Source organism: Mesorhizobium sp. M2A.F.Ca.ET.039.01.1.1 (genome assembly GCF_003998035.1).
Classification (GTDB): domain Bacteria; phylum Pseudomonadota; class Alphaproteobacteria; order Rhizobiales; family Rhizobiaceae; genus Mesorhizobium.
Genome location: NZ_RZRY01000493.1, coordinates 1 through 4834, shown reverse-complemented (window position 1 = coordinate 4834; position 4834 = coordinate 1). Strand labels below are relative to the sequence as shown.

Here is a 4834-nt window from a genome sequence, read left to right as displayed (position 1 = left end):
AGGCTCCGCAGATCGCGATGTCCGCCGACGAGCCGGTCGACCCCGAGCTGGCGAAGCTCGAAGCGGTCAGGATCGAACCGGCGCAAGCCGCAAGCGCGGGCGCCGAGCCGGCGCGGCATTCCGCCGGCACGCTGATGATCAAGGCGCCGATCCGCTCGGGACAGTCGGTGTTCCATCCGCATGGCGACGTCATCGTGCTCGGCTCGGTCGCGTCCGGCTCGGAAATCGTCGCCGGCGGCTCGATCCATGTCTATGGCACGCTGCGCGGCCGCGCGATCGCCGGCTCGGAAGGCAATGTTTCGGCGCGCATCTTCTGCCGCAAGAACGAGGCCGAGCTGCTCGCCGTCGACGGCTGGTACACGACCGCCGAGGAGATGGAAGGGGTGTCGCGCGGCAAGGCCGTGCAGGCCTTCCTCGACAATGATGCGCTCTGCGTGGTGCCGCTCGGCTGAGGCCGCAAGCTTCGGACCGGTTTCGCGTGCCAAAGTTGTTAACGAGTCCGCCGTGCCCGGCACGGTCATGAATAAAAATCGCCAACGGAGGCTGTATAAATGGGCAAGGTAGTCGTGGTCACATCGGGCAAGGGGGGCGTCGGCAAGACGACCTCGACGGCCGCGCTCGGCGCCGCCGTGGCCAAGACCGGCAAGAAGGTGGCGCTGGTCGATTTCGACGTCGGCCTGCGCAACCTCGACCTCATCATGGGCGCCGAGCGCCGCGTGGTGTTCGACCTCGTCAACGTCATCCAGGGTACCGCGAAGCTGTCGCAGGCGCTGATCCGCGACAAGCGGCTGGAGACGCTCTATCTGCTGCCGGCCTCGCAGACCCGCGACAAGGACGCACTCACCGAAGAGGGCGTGGCGGAAGTCATCGCCCGGCTGCGCTCGGTGTTCGACTATGTCTTCTGCGACAGCCCGGCCGGCATCGAGCGCGGCGCGCAGCTCGCCATGCGCTTCGCCGACGAGGCGGTCATCGTCACCAACCCGGAAGTGTCGTCGGTGCGCGACTCCGACCGCATCATCGGCCTGCTCGACGCCCGCACCATGAAGGCCGAGCAGGGCGAGCTGGTGCAAAAACACGTGCTGGTCACGCGCTACGACGCGGCGCGCGCCTCGCGCGGCGAGATGCTGTCGATCGACGACGTGCTGGAGATCCTCTCCACGCCGCTGCTCGGCATCATCCCGGAAAGCCAGGATGTGCTGCGGGCCTCCAATCTAGGCTCGCCCGTCACGCTCTCGGAACCGCTCAATGGGGCCGCAAAGGCTTACCTCGAAGCGGCAAGACGCCTTGAAGGCGAAGACCTGCCGGTGGTCGTCCCCTTCGAACGCAAGGGCTTCCTCGACCGGCTGCTCGGAAGGAGGGCCGCATGAGCATCCTCGACCTCTTCAAGCGGCGCACCAGCGCGCCGGTGGCGCGCGAGCGGCTGCAGCTGCTGCTCGCCTATGAGCGCCAGAGCCGCGGCCAGCCCGACCTCGTCTCCATCCTGCGCGAGGAGATCATGGCGGTCATTGCCAAACATGTGCAGATCGACCAGGACTATCTCCAGGTCTCGATGGACCGCGGCGCGACCATGTCGACGCTGGAGATCGACATCCAGATCCCCAACAAGAGCGCCGCCCCGCTGGCGATGGCGGGATAGGACTTGGGTTCCTCGCCCCCGCCAAGGCGGGGGAGAGGTGCCCCGCGCAGCGGGGCGGAGAGGGGGCCTGCGACGCTGGCGGGTTCCCTCCGACTGCTTTCCAGGCCGGCGCGTTTCCCCCTCTCCGTCGCGGCTTCGCCGCGCCACCTCTCCCCACCTTCGTGGGGGCGAGGAACCAAGGTTCCGAAGCGCCTCGATCCTTCGCGCTCCTCACTCCGGCTGGTACAACTCATCCATGCTGCGCGCCGCCAACTCGGCGAACGGCGCCTGCTTCCGCACCCGTCCATGCTCCAGGATCACCAGGTCGTCGCAGAACGAGATCGTCGAATGGTGGTGGCTGATGACGATCGTGGTGCGGCGTCCGGCGCGCGACTTCAGTGTTTCCACGATCGCCGCTTCCGAAAGCCCGTCGACAGCGTTGGTGGCCTCGTCGAGGATCAGGATGTCGGGGTCGCGCACCAGCGCGCGGGCGAGCGCGATGCGCTGTCTCTGGCCGGCCGACAGGTTGACGCCGCGATAGCCGACGACCGTCTGGTAGCCCTGCGGCAGGCGCTCGATGAATTCATGCGCCTCGGCAAGCTCTGCCGCGCGCCGCGCTTCTTCCTCGCTCGCTGTGTCCTTGCCGTAGGTGATGTTGTCGAGGATCGTGCCGTCCACCAGCTCCAGCTCTTGGCTGGCGAGGGCGATGTGCGCCCGCCATGCGGCCGGATCGATCTCGCCAAGCGGCGCGCCGTCGACGAGGATGCGGCCGCCGTCCGGCTCGACGAAGCGGCAGAGCAGGTTGACGATGGTCGTCTTGCCGGCGCCGGAGCGGCCGATCAGGGCGGTGGAGCGGCCGCTTCTTATGTCGAAGCTCGCCGCGTGCAGCACCGCCGCGCGCTGCTCCTCATTGACATAGCTGAAGCTCACGCCCTCGAAGGCGATTTTTTCGCCTAAAGACGCGAACGGCCGGCGGCCTTGCGGCGCGGCCGGCTTGCCCTCGGGATCGAGCAGCCAGGTCACTTCCTCCAGCGAGCCGGAAAGCCCCTGTAATTGGCTCCATGTCATCTGCAGGGCCCTGGCATGCGGCTGCAGCCGATAGAGCAGGATGAGGAAGGCGGCGACCATCGGGAAGCTCAGGCCCGCCAGCCAGGCCCCGATCACCACCGCCAGGAACAACATGGCGTGCAGCACTTCGGTCAGCGGCGCCAGCGCGCCCTGGCGGTTGGAAAGCTGGAAGGCCGCCCGGCGCACGCCGTCCGACGCCGCCTCGAACGCCGCCTTCTCGCGCGCCTCCTGGCCGAAGATGCGGATCAGCCGGCCGGCATGGACCAGGTGCAGCATCCGTGAGGCCAAGGCGCTGTTGCGCGAGGCAACGCTTCGGCTTGGCTTTCTCAGATGCGCCGACAGCGCCATATGCGCAAGCTGGACCAGCGCCAGCCCGAGCATCACCAGCAGCGTCATCTGCCAGGAGAGCAGCAGCAGGAAGACGAGCAGGATGAGCGACGCCGAGGCGCTGACGATCGAGCCCAGCATCGCCTGGATGGCGTCCGAGGCCCGCCAGGATTCGCTGGAGATGATGTTGAGCAGCCGCCCGGGGCTCTCCTTCAGGAAGAACGGATAGCCGACATTGAGCAGCCGCTCGGCGAGCGCGCCGCGGATCGCCTGGCTGGCCTTGCCGTAGATATGTGCGGTCAGCACCGAATTGGCGAAGCCGAGCAGGTTCTTCAAGAGGATCGAGCCAAGGATCGCGGCCGCGATGGCAATCAGCCGCTCGCGCTCGCCGAGCCCGGCGCCGACCTTCTGCAGGAGGGCCGAGAAGCCCGCCATGCCGGCTGTGTCGCCATGCCCCATGATGATGCCGAGCAGCGGGATGATCAGCCCGATGCCGAAGCCTTCGAGCGCCGCGCTTGCAAGCCCGAGCGCGACGACGGCGGGCAGCAGGCCAAGCTGCCGGCTGCCGAGCGCCCGGCGCAGCATCGACAGGGTCGGGCGCCCGCTCATCGCGCGCCGGCCTCCGCCCTGGCCTCGTTGGTCTCATTGCCCGACTGAGGCTTTCGAGCCGGCCGCTTGACAAGCACGAGAGCGATGAACTTCGCCGCGCCCGCGAGGTTCATCAGAACGATCGGCCAATGCGACAGTTTGAGCTCCTGGTCGAAGCGCGGCCCGCCGACGAGCTCGCGCATGGCGGCCCGGGCCGCCCAGTAGAAATGGCGCAGCAGCCAGGGCGCGCGGCGAAAATGCTTCAGCAACAGCGCGCCGTTGCCGAAATGATAGTCGCGGTGCAGCCGGTCGATCGCCATGCGGTCGCGCCGTCCGTGATGGTGGAAGATCGTCATGTCGGGCACATATTCAACCGCCATGCCGGCGAGCATCGCCCGCACCAGATAATCCGTGTCCTCGGCCGAGCGCAGCGCCCCGCCGGCGCCAAAGCGTTCGTCGAAGGGGCCGATGCGGGCGGCGACGTCGCGGTGCATGGTCATGTTGCAGCCGAGCACGAAGCCGCCCGGGTGGACCGCCGGCGTCAGCCGCTCGCGCTCGTCGCAGCGCTTGATGGTGAAGGGCAGGTCCAGCACGTCGCCGGTCTCGACGCGGCCGCCGCGGATCAGCCATTTCTCGCCGCTCGCATAATGCCGCTCGAGGTCGATGAGATAGCTGCGGTCGAGCCTGCAGTCGTCGTCGACGAACACCAGCACCCGCCCGCGCGCCCGCGCCAGCCCCGCATTGCGCGCCGCCGCCAGTCCGGGGCGAGGCTCCGAGATTGCGGTCAGGGCGATGTCAGAGCTAGCGGCGGTCGCCGAAAGATAACTGGCCGTGCCGTCGCGCGAGCCGTTGTCGACCACCACCAGTTCGGCTGTGTAGGCCGGGTGCGCCCGGCAAGCGGCGCGGATCGATTCGATGCAGGCTTCGAGCACGGCCAGGCGGTCGCGCGTGCAGACGATGAAGGAGACCTGTGGCCGCTGCCTGGGCCACGGAGGAGGGGGCAGGGCGGGGCGCAGGTGGCGCAGCAGCGGATGGCGCTCGACGTTCATGGCGCGGCCATCCTGTAGGGCGCGAGCACTGACGCTGCCGGCGCAGATTTGAGGCGGTAGGCAAGCCCGTCGGCGCGCTTGCCCGCCCACATCGAGGCCTGGCTCAGCCAGGGCGCCCAGGCGCCGGGGCCGAGCGCGTATTTCTCCCGGCGGCGGATTGCGTTCCATTTCCCGGTCAGCGTCAGCA

General features: G+C 68.4%; 5 protein-coding genes and 1 pseudogene. 3 read left to right on the top strand and 3 right to left on the bottom strand.

What is annotated here, in order from left to right:
- From minC to minE, 3 genes are all read left to right on the top strand, one after another.
- A partial coding sequence (minC, locus tag EOA24_RS27630) for a septum site-determining protein MinC (protein ID WP_127410272.1) occupies window positions 1-452 on the top strand: 452 nt, incomplete at its 5' end.
- 99 nt (window positions 453-551) lie between these two features.
- Entirely contained in the window at window positions 552-1367 is an 816-nt protein-coding gene (minD, locus tag EOA24_RS27625) for a septum site-determining protein MinD (protein ID WP_042638294.1), read from the top strand.
- Window positions 1364-1636, top strand: a complete 273-nt coding sequence (gene minE, locus EOA24_RS27620) for a cell division topological specificity factor MinE (RefSeq protein WP_042638296.1) — start codon at window positions 1364-1366, stop codon at window positions 1634-1636. Before minD ends, minE begins: the two co-directional genes overlap by 4 nt.
- A 210-nt stretch (window positions 1637-1846) precedes the next feature.
- On the opposite strand, the gene EOA24_RS27615 is transcribed toward minE, so the two are convergent.
- The 3 genes and pseudogenes from EOA24_RS27615 to EOA24_RS27605 form a co-directional block, all read right to left on the bottom strand.
- Window positions 1847-3619, bottom strand: coding sequence for an ABC transporter ATP-binding protein (locus EOA24_RS27615; protein WP_245467138.1), 1773 nt, complete (start codon window positions 3617-3619; stop codon window positions 1847-1849).
- Window positions 3616-4647, bottom strand: coding sequence for a glycosyltransferase (locus EOA24_RS27610; RefSeq protein ID WP_126078102.1), 1032 nt, complete (start codon window positions 4645-4647; stop codon window positions 3616-3618). The genes EOA24_RS27615 and EOA24_RS27610 overlap by 4 nt, the downstream gene beginning before the upstream one ends.
- Window positions 4644-4834, bottom strand: a pseudogene (locus EOA24_RS27605) (glycosyltransferase family 2 protein); the annotation flags it as partial. The gene EOA24_RS27610 and the pseudogene EOA24_RS27605, both read right to left, overlap by 4 nt.

What these genes read in the sequence shown, in the direction of transcription:
- minD (WP_042638294.1), top strand. Translation starts at nt 552, where the DNA reads ATGGGCAAGGTAGTCGTGGTCACATCGGGCAAGGGGGGCGTCGGCAAG.
- minE (WP_042638296.1), top strand. Translation starts at nt 1,364, where the DNA reads ATGAGCATCCTCGACCTCTTCAAGCGGCGCACCAGCGCGCCGGTGGCG.
- EOA24_RS27615 (WP_245467138.1), bottom strand. Translation starts at nt 3,619, where the DNA reads ATGAGCGGGCGCCCGACCCTGTCGATGCTGCGCCGGGCGCTCGGCAGC.
- EOA24_RS27610 (WP_126078102.1), bottom strand. Translation starts at nt 4,647, where the DNA reads ATGAACGTCGAGCGCCATCCGCTGCTGCGCCACCTGCGCCCCGCCCTG.